Origin of the sequence: Paracidovorax avenae ATCC 19860, assembly GCF_000176855.2 — a bacterium.
GTDB classification, from domain to species: Bacteria; Pseudomonadota; Gammaproteobacteria; order Burkholderiales; family Burkholderiaceae_C; genus Paracidovorax; species Paracidovorax avenae.
The window spans coordinates 194,455-207,132 of the sequence record NC_015138.1 but is presented as its reverse complement, the minus strand read 5'-3'; the positions used below and the strand labels follow the sequence as shown (position 1 = coordinate 207,132).

13 protein-coding genes are annotated in these 12,678 nt (G+C 70.4%); 4 read left to right on the top strand and 9 right to left on the bottom strand.

Annotation, left to right across the window (positions count from 1 at the left end; translation table 11 throughout):
* Window positions 1–23: 23 nt before the first annotated feature.
* The 4 genes from ACAV_RS00935 to ACAV_RS00920 form a co-directional block, all read right to left on the bottom strand.
* The gene (locus tag ACAV_RS00935) at window positions 24–275 is read right to left on the bottom strand and encodes an energy transducer TonB (RefSeq protein ID WP_013592705.1); all 252 of its coding nucleotides are present in this window, start codon (window positions 273–275) and stop codon (window positions 24–26) included.
* 57 nt (window positions 276–332) lie between these two features.
* A complete protein-coding gene (locus tag ACAV_RS00930; protein ID WP_013592704.1) occupies window positions 333–1,079 on the bottom strand; it encodes an OmpW/AlkL family protein in 747 nt (248 codons plus the stop codon).
* Between the two features lie 42 nt (window positions 1,080–1,121).
* Complete coding sequence (locus tag ACAV_RS00925; RefSeq protein WP_013592703.1) at window positions 1,122–1,850, bottom strand: alpha/beta fold hydrolase; 729 nt, start codon at window positions 1,848–1,850, stop codon at window positions 1,122–1,124.
* Window positions 1,851–1,950: 100 nt separating this feature from the next.
* A complete protein-coding gene (locus ACAV_RS00920; RefSeq protein ID WP_013592702.1) occupies window positions 1,951–2,583 on the bottom strand; it encodes a helix-turn-helix transcriptional regulator in 633 nt (210 codons plus the stop codon).
* A 171-nt stretch (window positions 2,584–2,754) separates the two neighbouring features.
* Between ACAV_RS00920 and ACAV_RS00915 the strand changes: the two genes are divergently transcribed.
* Both ACAV_RS00915 and ACAV_RS00910 read left to right on the top strand, forming a co-directional pair.
* Window positions 2,755–3,882 carry a threonine synthase gene (locus ACAV_RS00915; protein WP_013592701.1) on the top strand — a complete coding sequence of 376 codons (1,128 nt, stop codon included), beginning with the start codon at window positions 2,755–2,757 and terminating at the stop codon, window positions 3,880–3,882.
* Entirely contained in the window at window positions 3,879–4,862 is a 984-nt protein-coding gene (locus ACAV_RS00910) for an ornithine cyclodeaminase family protein (RefSeq protein ID WP_013592700.1), read from the top strand. Before ACAV_RS00915 ends, ACAV_RS00910 begins: the two co-directional genes overlap by 4 nt.
* A gap of 9 nt (window positions 4,863–4,871) precedes the next feature.
* Here the strand turns inward: ACAV_RS00910 and ACAV_RS00905 are convergent, their stop codons facing one another.
* From ACAV_RS00905 to gtdA, 5 genes are all read right to left on the bottom strand, one after another.
* Window positions 4,872–5,810 (bottom strand): AraC-like ligand-binding domain-containing protein, encoded by a 939-nt coding sequence (locus ACAV_RS00905; RefSeq protein ID WP_013592699.1) that lies wholly within the window; start codon window positions 5,808–5,810, stop codon window positions 4,872–4,874.
* A 78-nt stretch (window positions 5,811–5,888) separates the two neighbouring features.
* Window positions 5,889–7,214, bottom strand: a complete 1,326-nt coding sequence (locus ACAV_RS00900) for an MFS transporter (RefSeq protein ID WP_013592698.1) — start codon at window positions 7,212–7,214, stop codon at window positions 5,889–5,891.
* Window positions 7,215–7,287: 73 nt separating this feature from the next.
* Window positions 7,288–7,929: a maleylacetoacetate isomerase gene (gene maiA, locus ACAV_RS00895; RefSeq protein ID WP_013592697.1), complete on the bottom strand. Its 642-nt coding sequence runs from the start codon at window positions 7,927–7,929 to the stop codon at window positions 7,288–7,290.
* 15 nt (window positions 7,930–7,944) lie between these two features.
* Window positions 7,945–8,643, bottom strand: a complete 699-nt coding sequence (locus ACAV_RS00890; RefSeq protein ID WP_013592696.1) for a fumarylacetoacetate hydrolase family protein — start codon at window positions 8,641–8,643, stop codon at window positions 7,945–7,947.
* A 164-nt stretch (window positions 8,644–8,807) separates the two neighbouring features.
* Window positions 8,808–9,881, bottom strand: coding sequence for a gentisate 1,2-dioxygenase (gtdA, locus tag ACAV_RS00885; protein ID WP_013592695.1), 1,074 nt, complete (start codon window positions 9,879–9,881; stop codon window positions 8,808–8,810).
* 112 nt (window positions 9,882–9,993) lie between these two features.
* Between gtdA and ACAV_RS00880 the strand changes: the two genes are divergently transcribed.
* The gene (locus ACAV_RS00880; RefSeq protein ID WP_013592694.1) at window positions 9,994–10,920 is read left to right on the top strand and encodes a LysR family transcriptional regulator; all 927 of its coding nucleotides are present in this window, start codon (window positions 9,994–9,996) and stop codon (window positions 10,918–10,920) included.
* An 80-nt stretch (window positions 10,921–11,000) separates the two neighbouring features.
* The gene (locus ACAV_RS00875) at window positions 11,001–12,668 is read left to right on the top strand and encodes an acyl-CoA dehydrogenase family protein (RefSeq protein WP_013592693.1); all 1,668 of its coding nucleotides are present in this window, start codon (window positions 11,001–11,003) and stop codon (window positions 12,666–12,668) included.
* Window positions 12,669–12,678: the final 10 nt, after the last annotated feature.

The window sequence follows — 12,678 nt, the reverse complement described above, 5'->3', positions numbered from 1 at the left end:
AGACTGACCGCTACCGCCCCATCCTACTCCCCCCGAAAAACAATATCCAACGACACCAGCGCATCCCCGCCCCCCCCCCTTGCCTGGCAATGGAAGCGGCGCACGGCCGAGCGCACGGTGCGGTAGTACTCGCTGGGGCTGGCCACCGGGTTCACCTCCACCACCGCGCCGTCCCGCACGCGGAATTCCACCTTCACGGTGCCGGCGATGCCCACGCGCTCGTAGGCGCCGGCCAAGCTGGATTGCAGCGACTGCTGGTAGCCGGGGCAGGCCACGCCGGCCTCCAGCCGGCCGCCCGAGGGGGCGAGCGGGGCCGCAGCGCTGCGGAGGACTCAGAACCTGTAGCTCACCCCCGCCGTCACCACCAGCGGATCCAGCCGCACCTTCGCATGCGCAGGCGCCCCGCCCAGCACCGGCAGCGTGCCCGTCGCGGTCGTCTTGAGCCAGATCTTCTTCGCATCGACGAAGAAGCTCCAGCGCTGGTCGATCGGCACCTCGAAGCCGGCCTGCAGCACCGGGCCCACGCCGTTTTTCACATCCAGGTTCGACACGAAACCATCGCGGGATTCGAGCACCAGGGTGTAGTTGATGCCCGCGCCGATGTAGGGGCGCACGGGGCCGCCTTCCCACAGGTGGCGGCGCACGGAGAGCACGGCGGGGCCGTATTTCACCTTGCCGAGCGTGCCTGCGCCGGCCAGGGTGCCGGTGCCCTTGAGGGCGGTAGTGGGCGGCAGGCCCAGGGCGATTTCGGCGCTCCAGCCCGGGTGGAAGTCATAGATGGCGCCGAAGCCGAGGCTGTTGTTGGCGTCGGCCTTGGCGTCGGCACCGGGCACCAGCTGCCCGCCGGCACGCACTTCGGCCGAGGTGCTGAAACCGATGTGCGCGGCACCGGCGTAGAGGCGCCAGGGGGATGGCGCAGACCAGTCCGTCGATGGCGTGCGCGCTGCAGCGGGCGGTGCGGATTGTTGCTGCTGCGACTGCGTCTGTGCCTGGGCGGGCAGCGCGGCGATGAGGCTGCCGACGGCGGCTGCGGTGGCAAAGGCAGCGGCGGCGCGTGAGTGGCGGGCGATGGCTTGCATGGTGTCGTCTCCTGAATGATGTCCGTGTACTGCTGGTGCGGATCAATCCCGCCCCGCGCGCTCGATGCCCCGCGCGAAGCCTTCGGGATCGGTGAACAGCGCCTCGTGGCTGCCGCCCGCCTCCACGTAGCGGAACAGGCCGAGCCGCTCCGACAGGCGCGGGTGCCAGGGCAGGCTCTGCGGCAGCGCGGTGTCTTCGCGGCAGTTCAGGTACGACTTGCCCAGCGCCAGCGCGGCGGTGGGCTGCGAGAGGGTGATGGGGTCGGTCAGGCAGCGCAGCGGCTGCGGGTGCAGCAACGCATAGGTGGTGCGCGCCAGCTCCGCATCCGCATCGTTGATGAAGCTTTCGCGCCAGACCTCGTAGGGCAGTTGCACCCCACCGCCGTTGGCGGCGGCGATGTTTTCGAACATGGCGCGGTAGTAGGGCGGCGCCATGTCGGCCAGGGATTCGCCGGGCAGCGGCACGAAGGCGTTCACGTACACCAGCCGCCGGATGCGCCCGGGCACGCGATCGGCCGCGCCGGAGAGCAGCATGCCGCCGTAGCTGTGGCCGACCAGGCGCACGTCCTTCAGGTCGTTCGATTCCAGGAACTGCACCAGCCCGTCGATCGCGTCCTGCAGGCCCAGCGGGGCCGTGCCGTCGCCGGGGCGGTTGCCCGGCAGCGTGGGGCAATGCACGGTGTGGCCGCGCGCGCGCAGGTACTTCGCAGTCGCCGCCAGGGTCTCGCCGGTATGCCAGGCGCCGTGGACCAGTACGTAGGTGTCCGCCATGTCGTTGTCTCCTTGTGTGGTGGGAGACCCATGGTGGCCCGGCGGCGGGGCCGCGGATGGCCGCTGCGTGCCAGGCCGGCGGACGGAAGGTGCCAGCCGGCTACCGGATGTCGTTGTACACCGTGGCCCGGGACACGCCCAGGTGCTGGGCCACCGTGTCCATGGAGCGCTTGATCTCCAGGAAGCCTTCGCCCTTGAGCGTCTGCAGCAGTTCGCGCCGCTGCTCGGTGCGCAGCGCGCGGGGCGTGGTGGCGAGCGTCATCGCGAAGCGGTCGATGCGGTCGCGCAGGGCCTCGGCATTGCCCGTGTCGAGCGTCTCCTTGCGGCCGTCTTCGCCGATGGCGGAGAACTGCTCGATCATGGTGGCGATCCCGCGGAAGACCGTCATGTCCACGTTCAGGCACAGCGCGGCGAAGTAGTGCCCTTCGGAGTCCTTGATGCCGATCGAGGTGCTCTTGGCGCGGCGGCCGTCGGCGAACTGGTTGGCGTAGTTGGCCAGCACCTGGGGGTACTGGTCGTCCGCGATGCGGGCCAGGCCCAGTTCCGTCGCGGGATCGCCGACCTGCCGGCCCGACAGGTTGTTGTGGATCGCCAGGATCGCGTGCTTGGGGGATCGCAGGTCGTGCAGCACGACCTCGGTGAAGGGCGCGAACGTCTCTCCCAGCGCGGAGGCGATGTGCTGGACCTGCTCGAGGATGGCCTGCTGCTCCGCGGTGTGCGCCTTCTTTTTCATCTGGACATTTTATCCAGCATTGGTCAGTTGATCGGGCCTCTCTCCTGGAGGCCATGGACAGCTTTTGTCCAAAACCAAACATATTGTCTAGTTTTGGATTTATCATCCAACCCTGACCACAGCGCGCGGCCCGGCTGCGGCACGCCAGCATTGAAAGCAGGAACCCGAGACATGACGACTTCGCTCTACATCGACCCGGCCAGCGGCCGGACCTACCCCCTGGACGTGCCGCGGTGGTGCTCCGACGACCGCAAGCCGCTGCTGATCACGCCGCAGCCCGGCATCTCGCGCGATGACATCGACCGCACGTGCCGCTCGCAGTGGCGCTACCGGGCATCGCTGCCGCTGGACGTCGCGCGCCCGATCTCCATGGGCGAGGGCTGCACGCCCCTCGTGCAGAAGGAATGGGGCGCCCACCGGCCGTACTTCAAGCTGGAATGGTTCCACCCGACCAGCAGCTTCAAGGACCGCGGCACCACGGTGATGCTCTCCGTGCTGCGCCAGCAGGGCGTCGATGCGGTGCTGGAGGACAGCTCGGGCAACGGCGGCGCGTCGGTGTCCGCGTACGGCGCCGCGGGCGGCATGCGCGTCAAGATCCTCGCGCCGGCCTATGCGTCGAAACCGAAGATCGCGCAGATGCGTGCCTACGGGGCGGAGGTGCAACTGGTCGAGGGGCCGCGGCAGGCCTGCGAGGACGAGGCGGTGCGGCAATCGGAGCACATCTTCTATTCGAGCCACAACTGGCAGCCGTTCTTCCTCGAGGGCACGAAGGCGATCGGCTACGAGATCTGGGAAGACCTGAACTTCCGCGCGCCGGACAACATCGTCATGCCGGCCGGCGCCGGCAGCAATGTGCTGGGGTGCTTCATGGCGTTTTCCGAGCTGCTGCGTGCGGGCCAGATCGCGAAGATGCCGCGCCTGTTCGTCTGCCAGCCGCTGAACTGCTCACCGATCGACGCGAGCTTCCAGGCGGGCGTAACGACGCCGGTGGCCCGCGAGGTGCGCAAGACGGTGGCCGAGGGCACGGCGATCACGCACCCCCTGCGGCTGCGGGAGCTCGTCTCGGCGGTGCAGGCCACCGGCGGCGTCACCGTGGCGCTGCAGGAGCAGGCCATCGTCGGCGCGCTCAAGAAAGTGGCGCGCACGGGCCTGCTGCCCGAACTCACGTCTGCCACGGCGATTGCCGGACTCGACCACCTGATCCAGGCCGGTACGGTCCGCGAGAGCGAGGAGACGGTGGTGATCCTGACGGCCACCGGCATCAAGAATGCCGATGCCATCGCGGAGATGTTCGCATGACAGCCTCCACCACCCGAGATGCGCGGCTGCTGCTGCTCACCAGGGACCATGTGGAACAGCTGCTGCAGCCGGAGGGCGTGCTGGCCGCCGTGCGCGAGGCCTTCGTTCTGCACAGCGAGCGGGCAGGCCGGGTGTTCCCGGTGGTGCGCGAGCGCCTGGAGACGGGCGGCATCTTCGGCATCAAGTCCGGCGACGTGCCCTCGCAGGGCCTGCTCGGTTTCAAGGCGGCGGGGTTCTGGCCGTCCAACCGCGCGCTCGGCGGCGAGCCGCACCAGGCCACGATCCTGCTGATCGATCCCGCCACCGGCCGGCCCACCTGCCTGATCGACGGCAACGCGATCACCACGGCGCGCACCGGTGCCGCGGGCGGCCACGGCCTGGCGCTGCTGGCCCGCCCGGACAGCCAGCGGCTGTGCCTGTTCGGGACGGGCGTGCAGGCGGGCGTGCAGCTCACCTACGCCCTGCGGCTGCTGCCGCAGCTGCGGGACGTGCGGTACGTGACGGCCGATGGCCGTCCCGACGCGGCGTTCGAGCAGCGGTTCGCGGGGCAATGCCTGCTGCGCCATTCCACCGACCGCAATGCGGACGTGGCCGCGAGCGACGTGGTGATCACCGCCACGCCGGGCGGCGGCCCGCTTTTCGAGCTGGACGCCGTGCGCCCCGGCACGCACCTGAACTGCGTGGGCGCGGACACCCGCGGCAAGCGGGAGGCACCGCAAGGCCTGCTGGACAAGGCCCGGATCTATGTCGATGACGAGGCCCAGGCGCGCCAGATCGGCGAGATGCAATGGGTGCCCGGGGCCGCATGCACGGAAATCGGCGATGTGCTGCGGGGCAGTGCCTGCGTCGACCGGCAGCCCGAAGACATCACGCTGTTCGACATGACGGGCCTGGCCCTGCAGGACCTCACCGTGGCCCGGCTGGTGCAGCAGCAGGCCGCTGCCGCCGGTCTCGGGTTGCCGGTGGACTGGCCCTGGTGACGGTCCCATTCATGCGGCCCGGGCGCGCTCCTGTGCTGGCGTCCTGCCGCACCACTGCCGGCAGGCGCGCGCGAAATGCGAGGGGTCCAGGAAGCCCGCGCGCCGTCCGATCTCGGCGACGGTCAAATGCCGGTGCGAGGGCGCGTGCAGCATGCGCTGCGCCACGGCCATGCGCTCGCGCATGAGCAGCACCGCGAAGGTGGTCCCTCCCGACGACAGCGCGCGGTGCAGCGTGCGCAGCGACACGCCCACGTCGTCTGCCACGTCGGCGGCGGTGAGGCCGGGCTCGCAGAAGCGCTGCCGCACGCAGTGTTCTATGCGCTGCAGCAGGCCGGGGCGCGGCGGCTCTTCGAGCGCGGCGCCGCAGGCCAGCGACAGCAGGCCGCCCAGGTGCTCGGCCTGCAGCGCGCCCAGGCGTTCCGGCCGCTCGGCGCGCAGCTGACCCACGTAGGCGCTCAGCACCCGGCCCCAGCCGGCGGTGCCGTCCACGCGGCGGCCCAGCCAGCGGTCGGCGGCGGGCAGCCAGGTGTCCAGCCAGCCGATGGGGATCTGGATGGAGACGGTGTCCACTGCGTCCGGGAACTCCAGCAGGTAGCGGCGCCGCGAGTCGATCAGCGCCAGGTCACCCGGCAACAGGCGCGCGGCTCCGGCATCGTCCTGCGCGACATGGCAGGGCACGGCCTCCTTGCAGAGCAGGTAGTAGAAGTTGTCTCCATCGCCGCGGCGGATGGCCTGCTGCGTGCGGCGCACGCGCTGCGCCCCGCCGCTCACGCGGTTGACGCGCAGCCCCCCGCAGGGCATGGAGGTGAGCGTGGCTGAGAACGCGTGGCGCTGGCCGGGCTGCACCTCCATGTCGAGGAAGCAGTCGCAGACGGCGCCGACCCAGTAGTCGGCCCGCTGCGCGGGGGGAACGGAATCGGTGGTCCAGGTGCGAAGGCCGTCGTCCATGGGCTGCCTTTCGTGGGTGCTTGTCTCCAGCCGCGATGCTATGCCGGCCCGGCAGTGGGCGGGCCCGGGCAATCCCTGTCAGGCGCCGCGCCGCACGCGCCCCAGCAGCACCACCGCCACGGCCGCCAGCACCGCCGGCACGGCAGCCACGAGGATGATGGACGACGGCGTCCATGCCGCGGCCAGCAGCGCGCCGCCCGCCAGCGGGCCGACGATGGCGCCGATGCGCCCCACGCCCAGCGCCCAGCCCACGCCGGTGGCGCGGATGTGGGTGGGGTAGATGGCGGCGGCCAGCGCGTTGCAGCCGATCTGCGCCCCCACCACGCCGAATCCGGAGAGTGCGGCGCCCGCCAGCAGGCCCGTGAGGTTCTGCCCGCTGAAGGCGATCAGCGCGATGAAGCCGGCCGATGCTGCATAGGCCGCGCCCAGCACCGTGTAGGCGCTGAAGCGGTCGATCAGCCGTCCCAGCGCGAGCGCGCCCACCACGCCGCCCAGGTTGAGCATGGCGGTGGAGAGGATGGCTTTTTCCAGCGGCAGGCCGGCGCTCTTGAGCAGCGTGGGCAGCCAGTTGACCAGGAAGTACATGACCAGCAGGTTCATGAAGAAGGCCAGCCACAGCAGCACGGTGGTGGGCAGGCGGCCGTGGCGGAACAGCTCGAACACCGAGAAGCCGGACTGCACGCCCGCGGCCTCGCCGCGCAGGCCGGCCATCACCGTGGCCGGGTCTTCGCCGGGGTAGGCGTTCTTCACGATCGGCTCGTAGCGCGCGGGCGCGGCGCCGCTGGCGGCCAGGTAGCGCAGCGATTCGGGCAGCAGCAGCGCGAGCACGGGCAACAGCAGCAGCGGCAGCACGCCGCCCAGCACGAACACCGAGTGCCAGTCGAAATGCGCGATGAGCCAGCTGGAGATCAGCCCGCCCAGCGTGGAGCCCAGCGGAAATCCGCAGAACATCACCGTGACCAGCGTGGCCCGCAGGCGCTGCGGCGCGTATTCGCTGGTGAGCGCGATGATGTTGGGCATGGCCGCGCCCAGGCCCACGCCGGTGATGAAGCGGTAGGCCAGCAGTTCGTTCATGCTCGTCGCCCACGCGGTGAGCAGCGCGAACAGGCCGAAGATGAAGGTGGACAGCAGGATCACCTTCTTGCGGCCCCAGCGGTCAGCCGCCGGGCTCAGCAAAAAGGCGCCGGCCATCAGGCCGAACAGGCCCGCCGCGAAGATGGGGCCGAACTCCGAGGCCTTCAGGCCCCAGTCTTCCGCGATGCGCGGCGCCACGTAGGCGATGGACTGGGTGTCGAAGCCATCGAGCATGGCGACGATGGCGCACAGCAGCGTCACGCGCAGCTGCAGCGGCCCGAAAGCGGCGCGGTCTGCCGCCGGAATGCCGGCGGCCATGGATGGGGTCATTTTTGTCTCGCTCCGTTCTTATGGATGGAAGCCCGGCCTGTGGCCTGGGCCCGTGGGGTGGCGGCCTGTCAACTCATGGCTGGTAGTCCGGCTGCGCCTGCGGCCGCGCCGCGATGAAGGCGGGGTGCTGCTCCGCATGCGCGTGCACTGCCAGCACGCGCGTGTAGGGCGCGAGATCGCAGCCTGCGCGCAGGGCGTTCGCCACCTGCGGCACCAGGCACACGTCGGCCAGCGTGGGCGCGTCGCCGAAGCACCAGGGCCCTTCGCCGCCATGCCGCGCCAGCAACTGCTCCACGGCGGCGAAGCCCTCCGCGGCCCAGTGGGCGTACCAGGCGTCCTTCTGCGCGGCGCTCAGGGCCAGCGGGCCCTGCAGGTATTTCAGGATGCGCAGGTTGTTCACCGGGTGCATGTCGCAGGCGATCACATTCGCCAGCTCCAGCACGCGGGCGCGCAGGCGGGGTTCGAGCGGGACCAGCCGGGGCTCGGGATGGCGCTGCTCCAGGTAGTCCAGGATGGCCATCGATTGGCCCAGCGCGAAATCGCCGTCCACCAGCGTGGGCACCACGCGCGCGGCGTTCAGTTCGGCATAGTCCGCCGCGCGGTGCTCGCCAACGCGGATGTTCACGCCGTGGTAGTCGGCCGGCAGCCCCTTGAGCGCCAGCGCGATGCGCACCCGGTACGAGGTGGAGCTGTTGAAGAAGCTGTAGAGCTGCATGGTGTAGCTATCGCTTCAGACCACGTCCACCGCCAGTTCGCCCAGGCGCTCCACGCCCACCACCATGCGGTCGCCGCGCACCACCGGGCCCACGCCTTCGGGCGTGCCGGTGTAGATCAGGTCGCCGGGCTCCAGGCGGAAATACGTGGAGAGGTCGGCGATGGTTTCGGCCACCGACCAGATCAGGTGCGAGACATCGCTGCGCTGGCGGTCGGCGCCATTCACGGTGAGCCAGAGGCCGGCCTGCTCGAAGTGGCCCACGTCGCTCGCGCGGTGGATCGGGCCGATGGGCGCGGAGGCGTCGAAGGCCTTGCCGATCTCCCAGGGGCGGCCCATCTGGCGCATCTCCATCTGACGGTCGCGGCGGGTCATGTCCAGGCCCACGGCATAGCCCCAGGCGTGCTCCAGCGCCTGCTCGCGCGGGATGTCGCTGCCGGCCTTGCCGATGGCGACGACCAGCTCCGCTTCATAGTGGAAGTTGTCGGTGCGCACCGGATACGGCAGCCGCAGCGTCTCGCCATAGGCCACCGGAATGACCGCATCGGCCGGCTTGCAGAAGAAGAACGGCGGCTCGCGGTCCGGATCGAACCCCATCTCCCGCGCATGGGCCGCGTAGTTGCGCCCCACGCAGTACACGCGGCGCACGGCGAAAGCGTCAGAGCTGCCCACGACAGGCACGGCGACGGTAGGAGGAACAGGAAACACGAAAGCCATGATGGTTTTTCTTTCTAAGGAAATCAGTCGTTCAAAGGGGAAGACGGGTCACGCTCGTGAGCGGTCCACAGAGCCTCTATGGCAAGGCGCCGCATCGCAGACAGTGGCAGCGCCACGGCAAGATGCGGCAACGCCGCCAGGGAGGCTCTGTGGACCGCGCCCCGTCACATGCGGAGTTCGCGGTGGAGGTTGAGGGCTATCTGCACGGGGCGGTCGGAATAGCTGAACAGCACCGCGTCCTGCGTGGCCGCCAATTGCACCGGCACCCACGACGGCGCGACGAAGGTGTCGCGCGGCCCGAACTGGAAGGTGCTGCCGCCGATGCGCGCCGTGCCCTGGCCCTCGACCACGCTGAACACGGTGGCATCGGTGGCGCGGTAGGTGCGCCCCTGGAAGCCCGCGGGCAGGAACTGCAGGAAGGTGGCCATGGTGGGCATGGGCCAGCCGCCGGTGGCGGGGTTCACGTAGCGCAGCTTCACGCCGTCCCAGGCGTCCAGCTCGCCCTGTCGGAAGAGCTGGTCCAGCGCCTCGCGGCTGCGGTCGTAGGGGTAGCTGAAGATCGGCGAGGTCGGGTCCGCCGCGCGGTGGCGCACGGGTGCCATGTTGTGGCCGAAGGTGGCGAAGCTGTGGCCTTCGGCGCGGTTCACCGGCTGCACGGCCTCGGGGTAGTTCTCGGCGAAGCCCGCGTCCAGGTGGCCGATGAGCGGAATGTCCAGGCCGTCCAGCCACACCACGGGCTCGCCGCCCTCGTCCGCCGCGGGGTTGCCGTGGTCGTGCCAGGTCCACGACGGGGTGATGATGAAGTCGCCCGGGTGCATGGTGGTGCGCTCGCCGTTGACGGCCGTATAGGCCCCCTTGCCTTCCACGATGAAGCGCAGCGCCGACTGCGTGTGGCGGTGGCTGGGCGCCACCTCGCCGGGCAGGATCAGCTGCAGGCCCGCGTACAGGGTGGACGTGATGCTGGCGCGGCCTGGCAGGCCGGGGTTCTCCAGGATCAGCACGCGGCGCACCGCCTCTTCGGCGCTGATGAGCTCGCCGGCCTGCATGACCAGCGGGCGCACGTCTTCATAGCGCCAGAAGGCAGGCACGGCCTGCGGGCGCGGCTCGCGCGGCACGAGGCTGTGCAGCGACTCCCACAAAGGCGCCATGCCATGGCGGGCAATGCGGTCGTAGTAGGCCTGGCGTGCGGACGTCTGGGCGCCTTCCGCGGCGGGCCGGGCGAGGGTGGTCGTGTCCATGCGTTGTCTCCTGTATTTGCGGAAATTATTCGGCGCCAGCGATAGTCCGTAAAATCATTTATTGGTCTTATTCATAATCTTTTGGATATACCTCGACACCAAGGACCGCGCCATGGACTGGACCCACCGATTGCGGCTGCGCCAGCTGCAGATGCTCCTGAGCCTCGCGCAGACCGGCAACATGAGCCAGTCGGCCCAGCAGCTGCATACCGCGCAGCCCGCCCTCTCCAAGTGGCTCAAGGAACTGGAGGACGACCTGGGGCTGGTGCTGTTCGAGCGCCATGCGCGCGGCCTGCGCCCCACCCCGCAGGGCGAGGCGCTGATCGCCCATGCCCGCCGCATCGAGGCCCACCTGGACAGCGCCCGCGACGACATGCAGGCCCTGCGCGACGGTGGCAGCGGCCTGGTGGTGGTGGGCACCTCGGGCGCATCCGCCTCCGACGTGGTGCCCATGGCCGTGCTGCGCCTGCTGGAATGGCTGCCGCGCGCGCAGATCCGGCTGGCCGAAAGCACCATGAATGTGCTCATGCAGCAACTGGCCAACGGCGAGCTGGACGTGGTGGTGGGCCGCTCCGCCCCGGAGCTGCACGACACCCACATCCACGCCGAGACGCTCTACATGGAGCCCATCCACCTGGTGGCACGCCCGCAGCACCCGCTGCTGCAGCGCCCGGACAGCCCGCCCGGCTGGCCCGACCTGATGGACTACCGCTGGCTGGTGTGGCCGCGCGGCACGCCCATCCGCAACGCGCTGGAGAACGCGCTCGTCGCCGCCGGCCACGCGCTGCCGCCGGGCAGCGTGGAATCCAACTCCGTCACGCTCAACCTCACCCTGCTGGGCCACAGCGACATGATCGGACTGGCATCGCACCGGGCGGCGCTGCGCTTCTCGCACATGGGCGCGCTGCGCGTGCTGCCGGTGCGGCTGTCGGGCTTCGGCTCGGTATCGATGTACTGGCGCGAGAACACGACCGACCGCACGGCCGTGGCCACCATGCTGCGCGCCTTGCGCGAAGTGTCGTCCTCGCCCGTGTCCTGAAGGCGCGTGCATGCACGGGCGAGTGCGGGCACCATGCGGGTTCTGGCGCACGCCGCCGCATCCCTGTGGAGGAGACACCCATGGCCCAGGCCACCCACGAGGTTTTCAACCAATACGCCGAGCTGGCCGACTACGACCTGCTCGCCACCGACGCCGCGCTGCAGGAGGCGCTGCAGCGCGCGGGCGCCGGCCATGCACTGCCCGCGCTGGGCGAATACGCCCGCCGGCTCGGCAGCGCCGAAACCCAGGCCCTGGCCCAGCTGGCCAACCGCCACACGCCCACGCTGCACCGCTTCGACAGCCGGGGCCGGCGCATCGACCGGGTGGAGTTCCATCCCGCCTGGGACGCGCTCATGGCGCTCTACCGCGGCCAGGGGCTGGTCTCCATGCCTTTCGACAGCGACCGGGCCGGCCGCTGGGCCGCCTGGGCCGCGGGCTTCTACCTGCACGGGCAGGTGGAACAGGGCACGCTCTGCCCCGCCACAATGACGCAGGCCGCGATTCCGCTGCTGCGCAAGGAGCCCGCGCTCTGGGCACAGCTGGGCGACCGGCTCCACAGCCGCACCCATGACCCGCGCGAGCTGCCCGCGCATGAAAAAGCCGGCATCTGGCTGGGCATGGGCATGACGGAAAAACAGGGCGGCTCCGACGTGCGCGCCAACACCACCGTGGCCATGCCCCTGGGCGCAGGCGGGCGCGGCGGCGAATACCGGCTGCGGGGCCACAAGTGGTTCTTCTCCACCCCGCAGAGCGATGCACACCTCGTGGTGGCGCGCACGGGCGAAGGCGGCCCCTTCGCCTGCTTCTACGTGCCGCGCCGCCTTCCGGACGGCACGCTCAACGGCGTGCACGTGCAACGCCTCAAGGACAAGGTGGGCAACCGCAGCAACGCCAGCGGCGAGGTCGAGTTCGACGATGCCTGGGGCGTGCTCATGGGCGAAGAGGGCCGCGGCATTCCCACCATCATCGAGATGGCCACGTATACCCGCCTCAACTGCGTGGCGGGCAGCGCCGCCATCCTGCGGCAGGCCACGGTGCAGGCCATCGCGTACGCGCGCCGGCGCCATGCCTTCGGCAAGGCCCTGGCCGCGCAGCCCCTGATGCGCACCGTGCTCGCCGACCTGGCGCTGGAGAGCGAGGCCGCGCTCGCCCTGCTGATGCGCCTGGCCGAAGCCTTCGAGCGCGACGACGGCGGCACCGCCAGCCCGGCCGACCGCGCCTGGAAGCGCGTGATGACGCCGGCCGCCAAGTTCTGGGTCTGCAAGCGCGGCGTGGAGATGTCGGGCGAGGCGATGGAAGTGTTCGGCGGCAACGGCTACGTGCAGGAGGGCGTGATGGCCCGCCTCTTCCTCGAAGCGCCCGTCAACTCCATCTGGGAGGGGTCGGGCAATGTGATGTGCCTGGACGTGCTGCGGGCGCTGGCCCGCGACCCCGAGGCCGCCCATGCCCTGCTGGAAGAGTTGGCTCCCGCCGCACAGGGCGAACCGCGCATCGCAGTTGCCCTGCGCGAACTGCAGGCGCTGCTGGCCCGGCCCCCGGAAGCCCTCGAGGCCCTGGGCCGCCTGCTGGTGCAGCGGCTGGTGCTGCTGGCCCAGGCCTGCCTGCTGCGCCGGCATGCGCCCGCAGCTGTGGCCGACGCGTTCATCGCCACGCGGCTGAGCGATCCCGGTGCAGGGCGCACTGTCGGAGCGATCGATCTGCGCGCGGCGGAGACCGGGCAGGTCCTGGCGCGAGCTTTCCCGGACTGAGGCCGTCGCA